Source organism: Serratia sp. FS14, assembly GCF_000695995.1.
Taxonomy (GTDB): domain Bacteria; phylum Pseudomonadota; class Gammaproteobacteria; order Enterobacterales; family Enterobacteriaceae; genus Serratia; species Serratia nematodiphila.
In genome coordinates, this window is record NZ_CP005927.1 from 644,332 (window position 1) to 662,912 (window position 18,581).

Genomic DNA, 18,581 nt, shown 5'->3' on the forward strand with positions numbered 1-18,581 from the left:
CCCACCCTGATGACCCCGAGGAGTGCCGATGGATTACCTGCCGATTTTCTGCCAACTGCAACACAAAGCCTGCCTGCTGGTCGGCGGCGGCGAAATCGCCGAACGCAAAGCGCGCCTGCTGCTGGACGCCGGCGCGGCGCTGACCGTCAACGCCCTGGACTTCACCCCGCAGTTCCGCCAATGGGCGGAAGAAGGCCTGGTGACGCTGGCCGAGGGCGAATTCAGCCCGAGCCTGTTGGCGGAAAAATGGCTGGTGATCGCCGCCACTGACCGGCTGGAGGTCAACGCGCGGGTGTACCAATGCGCCAACCAGCAGCGGGTATTCTGCAACGTGGTCGACGACCCGAAACGCGCCAGCTTTATCATGCCGTCGATTATCGACCGTTCGCCGATCATGGTGGCGGTGTCCTCCGGCGGCAAAGCGCCGGTGTTGGCGCGGCTGCTGCGCGAGAAGCTGGAAGCGATGCTGCCGCAGCACCTCGGCAAGCTGGCCCAGCTGGGCGGCTCGCTGCGGCAGCGGGTAAAACAACGCTTCAGCGGCCTCGGCGCACGCCGTCGCTTCTGGGAACGGTTGTTCGCTCACGATCGGCTGGCGCAATCGCTGGCCAACGGCGACGCCGCGCTGGCCGAACGCCAGCTCGAACAGCTGTTCAGCGAACAGCCGGCAGATCGCGGTGAAGTGGTGCTGGTGGGCGCCGGGCCGGGCGATGCCGGTTTGCTGACGCTGAAAGGGCTGCAACAGATCCAGCAGGCCGACGTGGTGGTTTACGACCGGCTGGTCTCCGAAGAGATCATGGCGCTGGCGCGCCGCGACGCCGAGCGCATCTTCGTCGGCAAACGCGCCGGGCACCACTGCGTGCCGCAGGAACAGATCAACCAAATTCTGCTGCAGCAGGCGCTGCAAGGCAAACGCGTGGTACGGCTGAAGGGCGGCGATCCCTTTATCTTCGGCCGCGGCGGCGAAGAGCTGGAGACGCTGGCGGACGCCAACGTGCCGTTCTCGGTGGTGCCGGGCATTACCGCCGCCTCCGGCTGTTCCGCCTACAGCGGCATCCCGCTCACCCACCGCGACCATGCGCAGAGCGTCCGCCTGGTGACCGGCCACGCCAAGGCCGACGGTGGATTGGACTGGGCGACGCTGGCCGCCGGGCAACAGACGCTGGTGTTCTATATGGGGCTGTCGCAAGCGGCGGAAATCCAGCGCCGGCTGATCGCGAACGGACTGCCGGCCGCCACGCCGGTGGCGCTGGTGGAAAACGGCACCTCTTGCCGCCAGCGGGTGATCGAAGGCGAGCTCCACCAACTGGGCGCCTTGTCCCTGCAGGCCGCCAGCCCCAGCCTGATCATCGTCGGCAGCGTGGTCAGCCTGCGCAGCAAGCTCAATTGGTTCGCCAGCGAGGAATCGCCCGCCAGCCTGGCGCAAATGGCGTAATACCGACGTAAAAAAAGCGGCCTTAGGCCGCTTTTTTTATTTGCGCCGGCGTTACGCCTGCGGCGGTACGAAACCGACGGCCTGGTAGACCTTCGCCAGGGTTTCCTGCGCGCGTGCACGGGCCTTGGCGGCGCCGTCGCGCATCACCTGCTGCAGATAGGCTTCGTCGTTGCGGAAGCGGTGGTAGCGCTCCTGCAGCTCAGCCAGCATGCCGGAGACGGCTTCCGCCACCGCGCCTTTCAGGTGGCCGTACATCTGGCCTTCAAACTCGGCTTCCAACTGCGCAATGCTCTTGCCGGTCACGCCGGCGAGGATATCCAGCAGGTTGGAGACGCCCGCCTTGTTGACCACGTCGTAACGCACGACAGGCGGCTCTTCCGAGTCGGTCATTGCGCGTTTGATCTTCTTGGTCACCGCTTTCGGATCTTCCAGCAGGCCGATCACGTTGTTGCGGTTGTCGTCCGACTTGGACATCTTCTTGGTCGGCTCCTGCAGCGACATCACACGCGCGCCGGATTTAGGAATAAACGGCTCCGGCACTTTGAACACGTCGCCGTACAGCGCGTTGAAACGCTGGCCCACGTCGCGGCTCAGCTCCAGGTGCTGTTTCTGATCTTCGCCCACCGGCACCTGATTGGTTTGATACAGCAGGATGTCCGCCGCCATCAGCACCGGATAGCTGAACAGCCCGGCGTTGATGTTCTCCGCGTAGCGTGCGGATTTGTCCTTGAACTGCGTCATGCGGCTCAGTTCGCCGAAATAGGTGTAACAGTTCAGCACCCAGCTCAGCTGCGTGTGCTCAGGCACGTGCGACTGCACGAAGATGGTGCTTTTTTCCGGATCGATGCCGCAGGCCAGATACAGCGCCAGCGTATCCAGCGTGGCCTTGCGCAGCTTCTCGGCGTCCTGGCGCACGGTGATGGCATGCAGATCGACGATGCAGTAGATGCAGTCGTAGTCGTCCTGCATCTGCACCCACTGACGCAGCGCACCCATGTAGTTGCCGATGGTCAGTTCGCCGGACGGCTGCGCGCCGCTAAATACGATGGGCTTACTCATGTTTAAATTTCCTGATTCTCTAAAGATGACAGCCCAAGAGCGGGCAACAAATCGGCGAAGCGCTCCAACACCCGATCGGGGTGGCTCAGGGCGATCGATTCGCCGTAGTTATAACCGTAGGTAAAGCCGACGCTCGGGCAACCGGCGCCCTGCGCGGCTTGAATATCGTTGCGTGAGTCGCCGACGAACAGCAGTTCATGCGCGCGCAGGCCAAGCTTGCCGAGCACCAGGTACAACGGCGCCGGGTGCGGTTTCTTTTCCGTCACGTCGTCGCCACCGATCACCAGCGAGAAATAGTCGCCAATGCCCAACGATGCCAGCAGCGGCGCCACGAACGGCGTCGGCTTGTTGGTCACCAGCGCCATCGGGTAACCGTGCGCGGCCAGGCGGGCCAGCGTCTCTTGCACCTGTGGGAACAGACGGCTGCCGCTGTCGACGGTCTGCGCGTAGAAATGGTCGAAGCGTTCACGCAGCCGGCTGCACTGCTCCGGCGTGCCTTCCGTCTCCGCCCAACGCAGCGCGCGCTGCACCAGCACGTCGGCACCGTTGCCGATCCAGGTGCCAACCCGCTCCTCACCCGCTTGCGGCAGGCCCGTCTCTTCCAGCGCCATATCGATGGCGGCCGCCAGACCCGGCGCGCTGTCGACCAGCGTGCCGTCCAGATCGAAGGCCAATGCGCGGATCGCGCCAAAATCAGCCATGGGTAACCTTCGCCAGCTCGCTGCGCATTTCGTCAATCACCTTGCGGTAGTCCGGCTGGCCAAAGATGGCGGAACCGGCGACGAACATATCGGCGCCTGCGGCGGCGATTTCGGCGATGTTATCCACTTTCACCCCGCCGTCGACTTCCAGGCGGATATCGCGGCCGCTGTCGTCGATCAGTTTGCGCACCTGGCGCAGCTTGTCCAGAGTGCCGTGGATAAACGACTGGCCGCCGAAGCCCGGGTTGACCGACATCAGCAGGATCACGTCAATTTTATCCATCACGTAATCGAGGTAGCTTAGCGGCGTCGCCGGGTTGAACACCAGGCCGGCCTTACAACCGTGCTCTTTGATCAGCTGAATGGTGCGATCGACATGTTCGGAAGCTTCGGGGTGGAAAGAGATATAAGACGCGCCGGCCTTGGCGAAATCTGGCACGATGCGATCTACCGGCTTGACCATCAGATGCACGTCAATCGGCGCGGTAATGCCGTAGTTGCGCAGCGCTTCGCACACCATCGGACCGATGGTCAGATTGGGCACATAGTGGTTGTCCATGACGTCGAAGTGCACCACGTCGCCGCCTGCGGCCAGCACGTTAGCGGTATCTTCACCTAACCGGGCAAAATCTGCCGACAGAATGGACGGGGCAATCAAAAACTTTTTCATCCGCTTCTCCAAACGTAGGGTCGAGTTGTTATGCGCCGGGGTGCCCCCGGCTTAGCGATACAGCGCCAAAAGCTCGTTCACTTTGCTGCGGCCGAGAATATTGCGGCTGATCGTGCGGCGCGCTTTCACCACATACAGCGCAGCATGCTGGTACCAGTCGCGCGTCAGCTCGGTATCGTGATTGGAGATCAATACCGGTACCTGGCTCTCTACCGAGAGCTGGTGCGCCAGATGCGCCAAACTCTGCTGATCGGCGATGCTGAAGCTGTTGGTGTGGTAAGCGGTGAAATTCGCCGTCGCCGACAGCGGCGCGTAAGGCGGATCGCAATACACCACGGCACCGGCCACGGCCTTCGCCATGGTATCGCGGTAATGCTCGCAGACAAAAGTGGCATTGCGCGATTTTTCGGCAAACCAGTAGAGCTCTTCTTCCGGGAAGTACGGTTTCTTGTACCGGCCGAACGGCACGTTAAACTCGCCGCGCAGGTTATAGCGGCACAGGCCGTTATAGCAGTGACGGTTCAGGTACAGGAACAGCAGCGCCCGGCGGTAAGGCTCGGTGCTAGTATTGAACTCTTCTCGCAGCAGGTAAAACTGATCCGAGTTATTGAATTCATCGGCGAAAAGCGTGCGGGCATCGCGCACGAAGTCATCCGTGCGCAGCTTAACGATGTTATACAGGTTGATAAGATCGCTATTGATGTCGGCGAGAATGTAGGCGTCGTAATCCGTATTCAGAAAGACGGATCCCGCACCCACGAAGGGCTCGATTAAGCAGTCTCCCGCCGGCAGATGGCGACGAATCTCATCTACCAGCGGGTATTTTCCACCAGCCCATTTTAAAAAAGCGCGGTTTTTCTTCATGCCGTCAATTAGCTACTTATACAATTCAGAGCGGCGGATTGTACTCTGTTTCAGACAGCACATCAGCGCACAAATTTAAATGATTTATTTTTTAAGATCTTGCTGCACTTGGTGTACAGGTCGGACCCACGGTTTTTTCGCCTGCACATCCGCCGGCAACGAAGCAATGGCGCGCTTCGCTTCTGCGGAAGAAGCATAGTTGCCGCTCACCAGCACGTACCACGGCTTGCCGTCACGCTTGGTGGCGTACACCAGGTAATTCTGCAGCTTCTGCTGTTTGGCGTAGGCGTTCAGCGTATCGGAACGCGAAGCGCTGCTCAGCTGCAAGGTATAGTGGCTGCCCGGCGCAGACTGCACAGAGCTGCCGCTGCTGGCGACCGCTCCCGCTTTCGCGGTGGAAGACGGCTTGGCCGGCGGCGTATACACCGTGGTCGGTGATTTATGCTGCGTTGCGGTCGGTTTGGCGGCGGCAGTTTTCGCCGGCGTTTTATGCTGTTGCGGCGCGGTTCCCTGCACAGGACGCGTCGCTTCGCGCGCTGCGGCACCGCTCATCACCGTCGCCGGTGCGGTCGGCAACGTCGACGCTGCGCCGGTCATGCCTTGGGTCGCCGCATCCACCTGCCCCTGTTGCTGCGACAACGCATCCGCCATGTTGCCCGGCAAATCGACGCGCTGCTGCGCACCGCCCTGCTGAGGCTGCGTTTGCGCTTCGGTCGGCGTGCCGGAGATCGGCGGAACGCTGACGTTCTGCGGTTGCTGCGGCTGAGTCGCGCTCACGCCGTTGTTATCGTGGGTATCCGTGGTACCGCCCGGCACGCCGTTGTTGGCGGTAGTCAGTGACGAAGAACCGGACAGGTTGATATCGCGGGCTCCGCCGTTTTGCGCGCCGTTCTCCTGAGCCGCTTCATGTTTGGTCGGCGCCTTCAGGGCGGAACCGATGCCGATAATCAGCAGCAGCAGCACCAAAATGCCGATGCCAATCATCAAATGTTGGCGTGAAACGGCGAAGCGCGGCGCGGCGGCCGGCTTGCGCGAGCGCGTAGGGCGACGATCGCTGCTATCAGGTCTGAGATCGTCTTCCGGTTTAAACTCGTCCATCTGAAACCCTCCAACTAGAGGCAAAAGCCCACCACCGTAGACCTACCGTGGCACGGGCAGATTAACCCGATGATGGCAAAGCGACACCCGTCGTGCTCTGCTCACTGTATTAATATAGATGCAAATGGCGGCTAAGCCACTGTTACTTAGTCCGATTTAATTACGCGTCTGCTCAGGCAGGCAGGCGGCGATCGACGCCAACACCAGCTCATGCCCTACGCCTCCGCGCACTTCCGCCGCACCGATCGCGGTCGGCAGCACCAGGCGCAGTTCACCCGCCAGCACTTTCTTGTCGCGCAGCATGTGCGGCAGATAGGATTCCGGCGTCATTTCCTGCGGCCCGCAGACCGGCAAGCCGGCGCGCAGCAGCAGCGTTTTGATGCGTTCGATATCTTCAACGGAGAACTGGCCGAGACGGTGCGCGGTTTCCGCCGCCATCACCATGCCCGCAGCCACCGCTTCGCCGTGCAGCCATACGCCGTAGCCCATTTCGGCTTCGATGGCGTGGCCGTAAGTATGGCCCAGATTCAGCAAGGCGCGCAGGCCGCTTTCGCGTTCGTCGGCGGCCACCACCTCGGCCTTGAGCTCACAGCAGCGGCGGATACAGTAGGCTAACGCCTGCATATCCAGCGCCATCAGCGCATCGATGTTGTTTTCCAACCAGACGAAGAACTCGCGATCGAGGATGATCCCGTATTTGATGACTTCTGCCAGGCCGGAAGAGAGTTCACGCGCCGGCAAGGTTTTCAGGCAATCCAGATCAACCACCACCGAAGCGGGTTGATAGAAAGCGCCAATCATGTTTTTGCCGAGCGGGTGGTTGACGGCGGTCTTGCCGCCCACGGAAGAGTCCACCTGCGACAACAGCGTGGTGGGAACCTGAATAAAGCGCACGCCGCGTTGGTAGCACGCGGCGGCAAAGCCGGTCAGATCGCCGACAACGCCGCCGCCGAGGGCGATCAGCGTGGTATCACGCCCGTGCGGTTTTTCCAGCAGCGCCGAAAACACCTGCTCCAACACCGCCAGAGATTTGTACTGCTCACCATCGGGAAGGATCACCTGATCCACCACGACGCCGCCCTGCTCCAACACCTGCCGGACACGCTCAAGATAAAGCGGCGCCAGGGTCTGGTTGGTGACCAACATCGCTTGCTCACCCGCCTTCAACGGCATAAAAGAAGCCGGATCGTTAAACAATCCGGCGGCGATGGTAATCGGGTAGCTGCGCTCCCCAAGCGTTACAGTAATTCTCTCCATGTCGCGCTCAGTTCTCTGTATGGTGCGGCGGTGGTTGATCCCCGCTGCGGCGGGGAACACAAATCAGTTTTCCGCATTGGCCGACGGCGAACGCGGAAAGCGGCAATCAGTTGCTTTCCAGCATGTTGATGATCTGGTTGGCAACCACTTTAGCGCTCTGATCGTCGGTGCGGATGGTGACATCGGCAATCTCTTCATACAACGGATTGCGCTCTTTCGCCAAGGCTTCCAGCACTTCACGCGGCGGAGAATCGACCTGCAGCAGCGGGCGTTTTTTATCACGCTGGGTACGAGCAAGCTGCTTCTCGATCGTGGTTTCCAGATAGACCACCACACCGCGCGCGGACAGACGGTTGCGCGTTTCGCGCGACTTCACCGAACCGCCGCCGGTCGCCAACACAATCCCTTGTTTTTCCGTCAGTTCATTAATGACTTTTTCTTCACGATCGCGGAAACCTTCTTCCCCTTCCACGTCGAATACCCAGCCCACGTCAGCTCCGGTACGTCGCTCAATTTCTTGATCGGAGTCGAAGAACTCCATATTGAGTTGCTGAGCTAACTGACGGCCAATAGTGCTTTTGCCGGCACCCATAGGCCCAACCAGAAAGATATTGCGTTTCTCTGCCATGTTTTTCGGTATTACTAAGACAATTCGTTAATGTTAACCCGCCCCGCCAATCAAATCAGCGGCGGGACCTAAACTGAAACCTCATGAGCGATAGTGCGAGATCAGACGAAAAATTATCTCAACACTCTTGGTAGTTTGGCAACCGAATAAATCGCAATCCACGCCGCGGGAGGGAAACCATATGTTTTTAACGGCGTCTTGACGCTAACAAAAAACCTCGGTGCTCAATTCGGTAACCCTTGTAAGCTAAATCGGCCGCAGCGTCAAACGCAGATCCCCCCAAGGAGATAAAAAAGTGTATCTGCTCATCAACTTTAGGAGATTTGCCGCCCGGGCGACAGGCCGCCGCTTATCCCTTAATCAGAGTCGGCGTAATGAAGATCACCAGCTCGCGTTTTTTCTGTTGTGCGCCGCTTTGTCGGAACAAGCCTCCCAATAACGGCACATCCCCCAACCCCGGCACCTTGTCCGCCGTCTTGCCGCTATGCCGTTGAAAAATACCGCCGAGCACCAGGGTTTCACCGTTTTTCACCGTGATCTGCGTCTTAATCTCCTGTTTATCGATGGTCAGTGCCTCACCCGTCCCGCGGCTGATAGCGCGCCCCGGCATATTTTGGCTGATGTGCAGCGTCAGCGTGATGCGCCCGTCCGGCAACACTTTCGGTGTCACCTCCATGCCCAGCACCGCCTCTTTGAACTCGATGGCAGTCGCACCGCTGGCGCCGCTTGACACTTCGTAAGGGATCTCGGTTCCCTGCTTGATACTGGCGGTTTGCAGGTGCGCCGTCAGCAGGCGTGGACTGGCGATGATCTCCACCTGATTCTCCTGCTCCAGCGCCGTCAGCTCCAGGCTCAGCAAACGCCCGCTGATGCGCGCCAGATGGAAACCGGCGTTCACCGCGCTGCGCTCCAGCGGCAGGTTGACACCGACATTGCCCGGCCGCAACGGCCGCGCCGGCCTGTCGTCGGGCGCCAACCCCCAACGCACGCCAAGCTCACGCAGGCTTTCGCGGTTGATGGTCACGATATGCGCCGCCAGTTGCACCTGCGCCAGCGGCGCGTCCATTTCCGTTACCCGCTTTTTCAACTGCGTCAGGATTGGCGCGGTGTCGCGCAGCAGCAGCGTATTGGTGCGTTTATCCGCCAACACGCTGCCACGCTCGCTCAGCAACGCGCCACGTTGGGCGTTGAGGCTTTCGGCAATTTCCGCCGCATCGCCGTTCTGTAACGTCAAGGTCAGGCTGTGCAGCGGTTGCCGCTGCGCCAACGCCTCTCGCTGCTGCCTTTTTTCCTGTGCGTCCGGCTCCGGCGAGATCAGTATCACGTTGCCTTCCCGCGTCATCGCCAGTTTGCCCATGCGCAGGGTCAACGCCAGCGCCTGCGGCCAGGGCACATTCTCCAGCCGCAGCGTCAGGTTGCCGCTCACGCCGGGCGCGGCGATCAGGTTCATCTGCCGATAATCCGCCAACGCCTGCAGGATGACCGTGACCGGCGCATCCTGAAATTCCAGGGAAACCCGCTGTTTATCCTGCGCCTGCGCGGTGCCGAGCGCCAGGCACCACAGCGCCAAGCCCAATCCAGCACATCCTTTCATGGTTTGCCATCCTTGTTGTCCATCATGAGCGAGACGTCGCCCTGGCTCGCCGGGCAATCTGGTTCGGCCGTCAGCGCCGTTAACGTCAGGCTACGCGCCTGCACCTGCGTCACCTGCCAGCGCTCGGCCAGCACCCGTTGCTGCGGCCGCAGGCGCAACCATTGCCCCGCCGGCGTCACCACCCAGCCATAGCGCAGCGTCGGTTGCCCGATGACGCCTTTCAGTCGCCAGCCCGCCGGCGACGCCTCCGTTTGGGCACAAGCAGGCATCGGCAGCGGCGCAAACGGGTCGCGCGGCTCAGCGCACAATGCCCATGGCCATAGCAACCACCACCAACGGCCGGGCCTTTTACTCATTGGGTTGATCCTCGGTGGCATCCTGCAAAACCAACCGCGCCGTCATGCCAAGGGACGGCGTCTCCACGCTCAGCTGCTCAAGGCGTAAATCGGTGGGCAGCGTCTCCAGCAGCGCCAGCAAACCGGCGTAGTCAATGCGCAAGCTCAGCGTTTGCCGCGGCGGTTTTTCCTGCCGCTGCCAGCGCAACAACGCGCCTCCCGCCCGTTGCAGCACGCTCGCCAGATCGCCGGTGGTGGACGGAGGTAGCGCCGCCGCCGGGATAGCGGTTTCCGGCACCTCGTCCAGTTGGCGTTGCACCATGGCGATCTGTTGCAACAGACGCTGTTGCCGCTCCGCCGCGCTTTCCCGCTGACGCCATTCGTCTTGCAGCATCCAGCCGCCGCCCAACAGCGCCAACGTGCCGATACCCAACCCTTGCGACAGCAGTAATAGCCAGCCCGGCAAGCTCAGCCAGAGGCGCAGCCCGGAGGACAAACGGTTATCCATCACGCCCCCACTGCGCCGCCAGATGAAAGGTGTACAGGCCGTCGTCGCGTTGCGCCACCTCAGCCAAACGCAACCGCGGCAACGCAGGCATCCCCGCCAGCCGCCGTTCGAACTGCGTGATGGCCGCAGGAGAGCGGCTCAATCCACGCAGCCGCAGGCCGTTCACCTCATCACTCTCCATCGCCGTGAGCCACAGCGGTGGAGGAATGCTGGAGGACAATTGCTGCAGCAGCTGAAAATAACGCCGGTTATGTTGGGCGTTGCTCGCCTGCCGTTCGGCGCGGGCGCGCTGCAGCGCCCGCTGTGCCCGCTCTTGCTGTTGCTGACGGGCGAGCAACGTCAGTGCCGCCAGCTCTTCACCCAGCATCGCCAGCCGCGCCTGCCGCTGCGCCTGTTGGTGACGCAACTGGCCGGCGACCAGGAACAGCGCCAGCAGCAGTGCCGTTAGCTGCAACAGCAGCACGCCCAACCAGAAATAGCCGCGTCGCCGCTCGCGGCGTTGTCGCCAGGGCAGAAAGTTGACCTGATACATCAGCGCTCCTCCTCGCGCAGCGCCAGGCCACCGGCCAACGCGAACGCCGAAGGATGCGCAGGCAACGGCGGACGCAGCTGCGTGAAGGCGCTGAGCGGCGACCAGGCAAGGCAACCGGCGGGCAAGGCACCTGCCAGCACGCTGCCGGCATAGACCGGCCGATCGTCGCCCGCCGGCATCTGGGCTTGCAGCACCCGCAGCGCCTGCGCGTCATCGTCGCCCGGCGCCAGACCAAAGGCGAACGCGCCGTCGGCCGGCGCCACCCACAGCCATTCTCGTTCGAGACGGTGCATCAGCCCCGCAGCGGGCGGCACGCCTGCCGCCGTCGCCATCATCCGCAGCGCGCAGGGTGTGATATCGACCGCTTGCGGATGCAGGCCAGCCTGACGCAGACAATGCAGCCACTGCTGCAGCTCCTGCCGCCGCGCGGCGGTCAGCAACAGCGCCGCCTCATCCGCCGGCGCGGTGCGATAGTCGAGCGCCAGCGTCTGGCCGTCGAGCGGAAACTGCTTCACACCGTGGCCGCCGATATAGTCGCTGCGTTCCGGCTCGCGCAGCCGCGCGTCCGGCTGCGCCATGCGTTGCTGCAACACGCGCTGCGCCGGCAGGGCAATGCGTAAGGAAATATGTCGCGGCAGTTGGACGCGCCATTGCCGCAGCGCCCGGATAAGAAATTCGGAAGGTTCCAGACAGCCATCGCGTAAAACCGCCTGCGGCAGCGCCTGCTGCCACCAGTGGCGCAACTGCCAGCCGTTGCGGCGCCGTTGGGCCGCCACCGCCCGCACGCAGTCGATTTGTATATCCAGCCCCACCTGCCATGCTTGAGGGAACATGTTTCGCAAGCCTCCATAACATCAGATGATAAAAGAACATATCCATGTCGCAGGCTTGCCTTTATACTACCGCGCGGTTGTTTATAAACTGCCCAAATGACTTAGAAATGGGAAATCTCAGGTGAAGTTCGTAAAGTATTTACTAATCCTTGCAGTATGTTGCATCGTGCTGGGAGCAGCCTCGATTTTCGGCTTGTACAAATATGTCGAGCCGCAGCTGCCCGACGTCGCAACGCTGAAAGATGTGCGGCTGCAGATACCGATGCAGGTCTACAGCGCCGATGGCGAACTGATCGCCCAATATGGCGAGAAACGCCGCATTCCGCTGAAACTGGATCAAATTCCGCCGGTGATGGTGCACGCATTCATCGCCACCGAAGACAGCCGCTTCTATGATCACCATGGCGTCGATCCGGTCGGCATCTTCCGCGCCGCCTCCATCGCGTTGGTCTCCGGCCACGCTTCGCAGGGGGCCAGTACCATTACCCAACAGCTGGCGCGTAACTTCTTCTTAAGCCCGGAACGCACCCTGATGCGTAAAATCAAGGAAGCCTTCCTGGCGGTGCGCATCGAGCAGATGCTCACCAAGGATGAAATCCTTGAGCTGTATCTGAACAAGATCTATCTGGGTTACCGCGCCTACGGCGTGGGCGCCGCCGCGCAGGTCTATTTCGGCAAAGACGTCAGCCAGCTGACCCTGAGCGAAATGGCGACCATCGCCGGCCTGCCGAAAGCGCCATCCACCTTCAACCCGCTCTATTCGCACGATCGCGCCGTTGCCCGTCGCAACGTGGTGCTGTCGCGCATGCTGGACGAACACTACATCACGCAGGCGCAGTACGATCAGGCGCGCTCCGAAGACCTGGTCGCCAACTACCATGCACCGGAAATCAGCTTCTCCGCCCCGTATCTCTCCGAGATGGTGCGTCAGGAGATGATCAAGCGCTACGGTGAAAACGCCTATACCGACGGTTATAAGGTTTACACCACCGTGACCAAACGGCTGCAGCTGGCGGCGCAGGAATCGGTGCGCAATAACGTGTTGGCCTATGACATGCGCCACGGCTATCGCGGCCCGTCAAACGTGCTGTGGAAAGTCGGCGAAGCGGCCTGGGATCGCAAACAGATTGTCGACTCGCTGAAAAACCTGCCGAACTACGGCCCGCTGGCGCCGGCGGTGATCACCGCCGCCAACCCGCAGGAAGCGACGGCGATGCTGGCCGACGGCAGCAGCATTGCCCTGCCGATGGCGACCATGCGCTGGGCACGCCCATACCGTTCGGACACTCAGCAAGGCCCAACGCCGAAACGCGTCACCGACGTAGTGCAGGCCGGCCAGCAAGTGTGGGTGCGTAAAGTGAACGAAGCCTGGTGGCTGTCGCAGGTGCCGGACGTCAACTCGGCGCTGGTCTCTATCAACCCGAACGACGGCGCGGTGAAAGCGCTGGTTGGCGGCTTCGATTTCAACCAGAGCAAGTTCAACCGCGTCACGCAGGCCCTGCGTCAGGTGGGCTCGAACATCAAACCGTTCCTGTACACCGCCGCGATGGATAAAGGCCTGACGCTGGCCACCATTCTGAATGACTTGCCGATTACCCGTTGGGATGCCGGCGCCGGCACCGACTGGCGGCCGAAGAACTCGCCGCCGACCTACGACGGCCCGATTCGCCTGCGACAGGGGCTGGGGCAATCGAAGAACGTGGTGATGGTGCGCGCGATGCGCGCGATGGGCGTCGATTACGCGGCGGAATATCTGCAGCGCTTCGGCTTCCCGGCGCAGAATATCGTGCATACCGAATCGCTGGCGCTGGGCTCCGCCTCCTTCACCCCGATGCAGCTGGTGCGCGGCTACGCGGTGCTGGCGAACGGCGGTTACCTGGTCGATCCGTACTTCATCACCAAAATTGAAGACGATAACGGCAATACGGTGTTCGAAGCCAAACCGAAAGTGGTGTGCGGCAGCTGTAACCTGCCGGTGATCTACGGCGATACCCACCGTTCGGCGGTGCTGTCCGACGACAACATCGAAAATGTCGCCACCTCGCAGGAAGGCAACAACAGCACGGTGCCGATGCCTCAGCTGGAGCAAGTCACCCCGGCTCAGGTACAGCAGGACGGCGACCAACAGTATGCGCCGCACGTGATCAGCACGCCGCTGGCCTTCCTGATCCACGACGCACTGAACAGCAATATCTTCGGTGAACCGGGTTGGATGGGCACCGCCTGGCGAGCCGGCCGCGATCTGAAGCGTCATGATATCGGCGGCAAAACCGGTACCACCAACAGTTCTAAGGACGCCTGGTTCTCCGGCTATGGCCCGGATACCGTGACCTCGGTGTGGATCGGTTTCGACGATCACCGCCGCGACCTGGGCCGTTCGACGGTATCCGGCGCTATCCCGGATCAGATTTCCGGCGGTGAAGGCGGTGCCAAGAGCGCCCAGCCGGCGTGGGACGACTTTATGAAAACCGCGCTGGAAGGCATCCCAGAGCAGAAAGTCACGCCGCCGCCGGGCATCATCAGCGTCACCATCGACAAGAGCAGCGGCAAGCTCTCTGGCGGTGGCGGCGGCAGCCGTTCCGAGTACTTTATCGAAGGAACGCAGCCGACGGACTACCCATCGCGCGATACCGGCACCACGCTGACCGATCCGGGCGGCGAAAGCCACGAGCTGTTCTGATCGAAAAGGGCCAGAGAAATCTGGCCCTTTTTTATTCGGCGTGAAGCGTATCAGCGCGACGCGCGCAAAAATGCCTCGGAAAGGAACAGCGCGCTGACGTTGCGCGCCTCACGGAAATCCGGTTCCGCCAGCAGCGCCATCATGTTGGCGATCGGCCAGCGCACCTGCGGCAGGGGTTCCGGTTCGTCCCCTTCCAGGCTCTGCGGATAGAGATCGTGCGCCAGCACGATATTCATTTTGCTGGAAAAGTAGGACGGCGCCATCGTCAGCTTGCTGAGGAAATCAAAGCGTCTGGCGCCGTACCCCACCTCTTCCATCAGCTCGCGGTTGGCCGCCTCCAGCACCCCCTCGCCGGGATCGATCAACCCTTTCGGGAACCCCAGCTCATAGGATTCGGTGCCCACCGCATATTCGCGGATCAACAGCAGGTCATCGCCAATCACCGGCACGATCATCACCGCTTCGCGATCCGAAGGCCGCATGCGCTCATACACCCGCCGAACACCGTTGCTGAATTCCAAATCGACCGACTCGACGTTAAACAAACGCGAACGCGCGACCGTTTCCACTTTCAGAATTTTAGGTTTTTGCAGGTGTTTATCCATGATTGCCTCAAAGAGGTTACCCAGGCGCGGACGGGGCAACCGAAAAAATGATTGGCGTAACGCACGGCTCGTTGGCGCTCAAACGCTGACCAAATTCGATCCTGATCACATTGTGCGTTAAGGGCAAGCTCCGCCGCAACGCGCATGAACAGTAATTTACTTTCTTTTAACAAGCGTAGCCAGCGGCCGGCGATTTTCCGTACTGATTCAGCAAACAGCGCGCAAGAAAATAGGATAATACCGATATCGACGGCAGAGACCGGTTGCTAGTATCACGCAGGCAAGAATCAGTGATAAAATGGCCTTGCGTCATGAAGGAATGAGATCCAGAGCGAGAATCTGTTTGTTCCCTCATTAGTTCTGGGTGCCTCCTGGCGGTTTACTCCGTATAATATTCAGCTTTTCATCAGGTTGGCGAAATTCACGGGTGTGAGATGGGGATTGCATGAGCACAATAGTGTTGATATTGGCCTTAGTGCTTGTCTGCCTGATTGCCGCCGGCCTGTACCTGTGGTTCAAGGCCCGCAACCCGTCGGCGCTGGCGCACGCATTGCCGTTTATCAAGCCTGCCCACCGCAAGCTGACCGACGAAGAGCGCGCCGCGGTCGAGTTCTATCTCAGTCAGCAAAACAAACTGAGCAACAAACTGTTGCCCGGCGGCGGCGCTACGCTGCCCGCGGCCAAGCTGGCGCTCACCCCGCAAAGCGATAACGTATATCCGGTCACGCACGCCATCACCCGCTACGGGCTGGCCAGCGACGATCCCAATAAATGGCGCTATTACCTCGACGCGGAAGAGGTGCATCTGCCGCCGTTTTGGGAACCCTATATCACCGCCGACAACCATGTGGAAGTGATCAGAACCCAGACGCTGCCGCTGGTGATTTCGCTCAACGGGCACTCGCTGAAAGATCACATTCACGATCGGCCGCAGCCGCCGGTGGTGGCCGCCACGCCGACCAAAAACGCGTCCATCCGCAAGGAAGAGAGCGAGCATGTCGAGCTGGTCAATATTCGCAAGGAAACGCCGGAAGAGCATGCGCTGAACCGGCCGAACGGCATCCGCGAAGCCGTCATCATCTCCGCCGCACTGCTGCTGCTGTTCTTCAGCCTGATCAGCCCGGTGCTGGTTATCCCCTGGATGATTTTTGTGGCGGTGCTGATGATCGCCTGGGGATGCTGGAACCTGTTCCGCCGTCCGGCGTCGCGTGAGCTGAAAGAGATCCACTGCCTGCGCGGCACGCCGAAGCGCTGGGGCCTGTTCGGCGAGTCCGATCAGGGGCAGATCAGCAACATTTCGCTCGGCATCATCGATCTTATCTACCCACCGCATTGGCAGCCGTACCTGACTCAGGATCTGGGCAAGACCACTGATGTGGACGTCTACCTCAATCGGCAGGTAGTGCGCCAGGGGCGCTTCCTCTCGCTGCATGACGAAGTGAAGAATTTCCCGCTGCAGCAGTGGGGCCGCAACGCGGTGCTGGTCGCCAGCTCGGCGCTGGTACTGCTGTTGCTGTTGATCTATATCCCGCTCAACCTGCCGCTGACCCTCAGCATGGCCTGGCTGCAGGGTGCGCAAAAAGTGGAAGTGACCAGCGTGCAGGCCCTGGAAGCCACGCCGCTGCGCATCGGCGACACGCTGAAAGTGCGCGGCAGCGGCATGTGCTATGTGCCGCCGCCGGCCAACGGTGGCGGCACCGTCAATTTTGCGCCGTTCGACTGCTCCGGCATCTATTGGAACAACGCCGCCCCGCTGCCGCAGCCGGAATCGGAAGTCATAGACAAAGCGACGGCCCTGCTGGCCACGGTCAACAGCCAGCTGCATCCGAGCGGCGCCGATCAGAAGGTCAACCCGCAGCTGGCCAGCGCCATCGAGAAATCCGGCATGATCCTGTTGGATGACTTCTCTGATATCGTTTTGAAAACTCAGGATTTATGTCAGGCAGAAAACGACTGCGTGCGGTTAAAAAACGCCTTGGTCAACCTGGGCAACGCCAAAAACTGGAGCGGCCTGATGAAACGCGCCAGGTCCGGCGCGCTGCAAGGCGTCAACGTTCTACTGCGCCCGGTGAGCGCCGAGTCGCTGGAAAGCCTGACCAAAGTGGCCACGTCATCGTTCATCTTCAATGAAACGCGCCTGGCCGCCGCGGCGCTCAACAGCCCGCCACCGGGCGGTTTCCTGATCCGCAGCGACGAAGGCCGCCAACTGGTCAGCCACCCGCAATCCTCGGTGCCGCAAAGCGAATACAACGCCCTCGACCAGTGGAATGAGCTGCAGCGCCTTTCCACTCTGCTGTTGCATACCCCGTTCCAGGCCCAGGGGGTGATCACCAGCCTCAGCGTCGATGCCAACGGCACCCGCCACGTGGCGCTGCACAGCGAACCGGACATGATCACCCTGTGGCGTTACCTCGGCACCAGCCTGCTGTTGCTGGCGGTGGTCGTCAGCCTGGGCTATAACGCCTGGCGGCTGGTGCAGCGTCGGCGCATAAATCAACACCGCGTCGCCGATATCCAGCGTTACTACGACAGCTGCTTCAACCCGCAGCTCAATCCGATGTCGATGCGGCCGATGCCCTGAACCTGACGCCGGGGCCTCCGCCCTGTCATCTGCTTATGCTACGCTAACGCTATTATTCTCATCTGCGGACCGCCCGTCGGTTCGCCCGTGGAGTTTTTATGGTTCCCGAGTTTGATTGGCCGCAGATCGATACCGTGCTGCTGGATATGGACGGCACCTTGCTGGATCTGGAGTTCGACAGCCACTTTTGGCTCAGCCTGGTGCCGCAAGCGCTGAGCGAAAGGCGCGCCATTCCGTTTGACGAAGCCCGCAATATTATTGAGCGGGAATATCAGGCGGTGCAGCACACCATGAATTGGTATTGCTTCGATTACTGGAGCGAGCGGTTGGATCTGGATATCTACCGCATGACCAGCGAAGTGGGCAGCCGCGCCCGGCTGCGCGAGGACACCGAGCCATTTTTACGGGCGCTGCGCGGCGCCGGCCTGCAAACCATTTTGCTGACCAACGCCCATCCGCACAGCCTGGCGGTGAAAATCGAGCATACCGGTCTGGATCGGCACCTTGATTTATTGTTTTCCACCCACACATTTGGTTATCCGAAAGAAGATCAGCGTCTGTGGCAGGCAGTGCAACAGCACACCGGGTTCAACCCGCAGCGCACGCTGTTCGTCGACGACGGCGAGCCGATCCTCGACGCGGCGCGCACTTTCGGCATTCGTTACTGCCTGGGCGTGCAAAACCCGGACTCCAGCACGGCGGAGAAAAGCTTCCAGCGCCATCCGTCGATGCGCGACTATCGCCTGCTGATACCGGCGCTGGCCAAGGGGGAAGCATGAAGGAAAAAGCGACGCGCGACGACGCGGTCCGGCTGGATAAGTGGCTGTGGGCCGCACGCTTCTACAAGACCCGTGCGCTGGCGCGCGAAATGATCGACGGCGGCAAGGTGCATTACAACGGCCAGCGTGGCAAGCCGAGCAAGATTGTCGAACTTAACGCCGAGCTCAAGCTGCGGCAGGGCAACGAAGAACGTACGGTGATCGTGCTGGCGCTGACCAGCCAACGCCGCGGCGCCGGCGAGGCGCAGCAAATGTATCAGGAAACCGAAGCCAGCATCGCCAACCGCGAAAAAATGGCGCTGGCGCGCAAGATGAACGCGTTGACCATGCCGCATCCGGACCGTCGTCCGGACAAAAAGGAGCGGCGCGACCTGATGAAATTTAAATTTGGTGAGCCGGAATAACCCCTCACCGCAATGAGAGAA

At 61.1% G+C, this 18,581-nt stretch carries 18 protein-coding genes; 5 read left to right on the forward strand and 13 right to left on the reverse strand.

Annotation, left to right across the window (positions count from 1 at the left end):
* Nucleotides 1-28: 28 nt before the first annotated feature.
* Nucleotides 29-1,432, forward strand: a complete 1,404-nt coding sequence (gene cysG, locus L085_RS03040) for a siroheme synthase CysG (RefSeq protein WP_021504770.1) — start codon at nt 29-31, stop codon at nt 1,430-1,432.
* Nucleotides 1,433-1,483: 51 nt separating this feature from the next.
* Here the strand turns inward: cysG and trpS are convergent, their stop codons facing one another.
* The 12 genes from trpS to pilM form a co-directional block, all read right to left on the reverse strand.
* Nucleotides 1,484-2,491, reverse strand: a complete 1,008-nt coding sequence (trpS, locus tag L085_RS03045) for a tryptophan--tRNA ligase (protein ID WP_004930324.1) — start codon at nt 2,489-2,491, stop codon at nt 1,484-1,486.
* Between the two features lie 2 nt (nt 2,492-2,493).
* Nucleotides 2,494-3,192: a phosphoglycolate phosphatase gene (locus L085_RS03050; RefSeq protein WP_044029998.1), complete on the reverse strand. Its 699-nt coding sequence runs from the start codon at nt 3,190-3,192 to the stop codon at nt 2,494-2,496.
* Nucleotides 3,185-3,862, reverse strand: coding sequence for a ribulose-phosphate 3-epimerase (rpe, locus tag L085_RS03055; protein ID WP_004930320.1), 678 nt, complete (start codon nt 3,860-3,862; stop codon nt 3,185-3,187). The genes L085_RS03050 and rpe overlap by 8 nt, the downstream gene beginning before the upstream one ends.
* 51 nt (nt 3,863-3,913) lie before the next feature.
* Entirely contained in the window at nt 3,914-4,726 is an 813-nt protein-coding gene (gene dam / locus L085_RS03060) for an adenine-specific DNA-methyltransferase (protein WP_004930319.1), read from the reverse strand.
* Nucleotides 4,727-4,810: 84 nt separating this feature from the next.
* A complete protein-coding gene (locus L085_RS03065; RefSeq protein WP_021504768.1) occupies nt 4,811-5,824 on the reverse strand; it encodes an SPOR domain-containing protein in 1,014 nt (337 codons plus the stop codon).
* Between the two features lie 156 nt (nt 5,825-5,980).
* The gene (aroB, locus tag L085_RS03070) at nt 5,981-7,081 is read right to left on the reverse strand and encodes a 3-dehydroquinate synthase (RefSeq protein ID WP_044030000.1); all 1,101 of its coding nucleotides are present in this window, start codon (nt 7,079-7,081) and stop codon (nt 5,981-5,983) included.
* 106 nt (nt 7,082-7,187) lie between these two features.
* Nucleotides 7,188-7,709 (reverse strand): shikimate kinase AroK, encoded by a 522-nt coding sequence (gene aroK, locus L085_RS03075; protein ID WP_004391482.1) that lies wholly within the window; start codon nt 7,707-7,709, stop codon nt 7,188-7,190.
* A gap of 349 nt (nt 7,710-8,058) precedes the next feature.
* Complete coding sequence (hofQ, locus tag L085_RS03080) at nt 8,059-9,303, reverse strand: DNA uptake porin HofQ (protein WP_081835498.1); 1,245 nt, start codon at nt 9,301-9,303, stop codon at nt 8,059-8,061.
* Nucleotides 9,300-9,659: a HofP DNA utilization family protein gene (locus L085_RS03085; protein WP_033645613.1), complete on the reverse strand. Its 360-nt coding sequence runs from the start codon at nt 9,657-9,659 to the stop codon at nt 9,300-9,302. Before L085_RS03085 ends, hofQ begins: the two co-directional genes overlap by 4 nt.
* Entirely contained in the window at nt 9,652-10,146 is a 495-nt protein-coding gene (locus L085_RS03090; RefSeq protein WP_044030003.1) for a hypothetical protein, read from the reverse strand. Before L085_RS03090 ends, L085_RS03085 begins: the two co-directional genes overlap by 8 nt.
* Nucleotides 10,139-10,678 carry a PilN domain-containing protein gene (locus L085_RS03095; RefSeq protein WP_044030004.1) on the reverse strand — a complete coding sequence of 180 codons (540 nt, stop codon included), beginning with the start codon at nt 10,676-10,678 and terminating at the stop codon, nt 10,139-10,141. The genes L085_RS03090 and L085_RS03095 overlap by 8 nt, the downstream gene beginning before the upstream one ends.
* Nucleotides 10,678-11,511 carry a pilus assembly protein PilM gene (pilM, locus tag L085_RS03100; protein ID WP_044030006.1) on the reverse strand — a complete coding sequence of 278 codons (834 nt, stop codon included), beginning with the start codon at nt 11,509-11,511 and terminating at the stop codon, nt 10,678-10,680. The genes L085_RS03095 and pilM overlap by 1 nt, the downstream gene beginning before the upstream one ends.
* A gap of 121 nt (nt 11,512-11,632) precedes the next feature.
* Between pilM and mrcA the strand changes: the two genes are divergently transcribed.
* The gene (mrcA, locus tag L085_RS03105) at nt 11,633-14,191 is read left to right on the forward strand and encodes a peptidoglycan glycosyltransferase/peptidoglycan DD-transpeptidase MrcA (RefSeq protein WP_015379303.1); all 2,559 of its coding nucleotides are present in this window, start codon (nt 11,633-11,635) and stop codon (nt 14,189-14,191) included.
* A 50-nt stretch (nt 14,192-14,241) separates the two neighbouring features.
* Here mrcA and nudE read toward each other — a convergent pair whose 3' ends face one another.
* On the reverse strand, nt 14,242-14,796 hold the full coding sequence (gene nudE, locus L085_RS03110; protein WP_044030008.1) for an ADP compounds hydrolase NudE: 555 nt from the start codon (nt 14,794-14,796) through the stop codon (nt 14,242-14,244).
* Between the two features lie 445 nt (nt 14,797-15,241).
* Between nudE and L085_RS03115 the strand changes: the two genes are divergently transcribed.
* The 3 genes from L085_RS03115 to hslR all read left to right on the forward strand — a co-directional run bounded on the left by L085_RS03115 (nt 15,242) and on the right by hslR (nt 18,560).
* Nucleotides 15,242-17,377, forward strand: coding sequence for an intracellular growth attenuator family protein (locus tag L085_RS03115; RefSeq protein WP_015379305.1), 2,136 nt, complete (start codon nt 15,242-15,244; stop codon nt 17,375-17,377).
* Nucleotides 17,378-17,475: 98 nt separating this feature from the next.
* Nucleotides 17,476-18,156 carry a GMP/IMP nucleotidase gene (gene yrfG / locus L085_RS03120; protein WP_004930298.1) on the forward strand — a complete coding sequence of 227 codons (681 nt, stop codon included), beginning with the start codon at nt 17,476-17,478 and terminating at the stop codon, nt 18,154-18,156.
* A complete protein-coding gene (gene hslR / locus L085_RS03125; protein WP_015379306.1) occupies nt 18,153-18,560 on the forward strand; it encodes a ribosome-associated heat shock protein Hsp15 in 408 nt (135 codons plus the stop codon). Before yrfG ends, hslR begins: the two co-directional genes overlap by 4 nt.
* Nucleotides 18,561-18,581: the final 21 nt, after the last annotated feature.